Genomic DNA, 1,140 nt, shown 5'->3' with positions numbered 1-1,140 from the left:
ATGTCTGGTTTGTTCTGGAGTGCGGCGTCGAGACACTGGGGATTGAGTTCAACGTTCGCCGTTACATCGCGACTGACTTTTGGGAAGTGCGTGAGCTCTACAAGAAGACGACGTTCGAGTGGGCGTCATTGCATGTATTCGTGCGTTCACCGACTGACTTTCCGAGTGGGCACCTTTTCAAACGGTCGCCGAAGTGACGCGTATCGACCAAGACGACAAGTTGCTGCTCAGGACGACATCCGGCTCATGCTCATGGCTTCGGGAGGCAAGGTGGTCAAGGCACCAGCTGTAGCGCTTGGGCGACGCGTCTTTCCGTAAGCGCATGGACCAGGCTCTCGAGCTTCTCAACTCACTGGCTGGTGTGCCTCAAAGAGATGAATGCCGAAGGAACTGGCTTTAAGGCGGCAGTGTCCAGAGGCATAGCGGCGAAGCTTCGATGGGTGGACACCGGAGAAGTCGTTCCCGCCAGCGCTATTGCTTCGAAGTGGCGAGTGACAACTCGTTCCGTTGGAGGGGCAGCCCGACGAGGCGAGCTGTCGTCCATCGTCATATCTCGCCGCCGTTACTACCCACGGGAGTTCGTTGACCTGGACCTCGATATCGCAAGAGCTGTGTCACGTGCGCTCAGGCCCGTGTCGCCTGAAAGCGCCTTGATGTTCTGGAAGCGAGCTCATGGTGCATTAGGTGGAAGGACGCCCACCGCAATGCTGTGCGACGTGACCATCGCGAATCGGCAGCAGCGGGTGGTCGAGTTGGCACAAGCGTGGGCAGCCCAGTCAGCGACCGCCGCTGGGTTCTCGGTCAGTGCTCGCCGACCACCGGAAAGGGGGCGCTGAATTGGCCCCTCAGAAGGCCCCATTCAGTCGTGAACTCAGCCGGAGCCCAGCAGGTTGCAGGAGCGCGGCGACCGCTGGACCTTTCCTCGTCAGGGAGCTAGAGGGCGACACGAGCATTCCACGGCGCTGAGAGTAGAGCAGTACTGCGGTTTAGTGGACCGCAGCGCTGCCCCGGGCTCGGCTTCAGCGAGACGACCATGAGCAACCGCCCTGTCATCCTTTTGGACTTTGACGACGTCATCGTCTTGAACCGTCCAGGTGAATTCGGTGGGTTCGATGTCATCGCCCCTAATCCTCCGCCTGA

At 59.8% G+C, this 1,140-nt stretch carries 1 protein-coding gene; it reads left to right on the top strand.

The features are described from left to right. Nucleotides 1-197 (top strand): hypothetical protein (locus tag x551_RS26635; protein ID WP_216701363.1); only part of this gene is annotated, 197 nt, incomplete at its 5' end. Nucleotides 198-1,140: the final 943 nt, after the last annotated feature.

Origin of the sequence: Methylibium sp. T29, from assembly GCF_000576205.1 — a bacterium.
Lineage (GTDB): Bacteria > Pseudomonadota > Gammaproteobacteria > Burkholderiales > Burkholderiaceae_C > Methylibium > Methylibium petroleiphilum.
The sequence above is the reverse complement of the archived record's forward strand: the minus strand, read 5'-3'. Positions and strand labels throughout refer to the sequence as shown.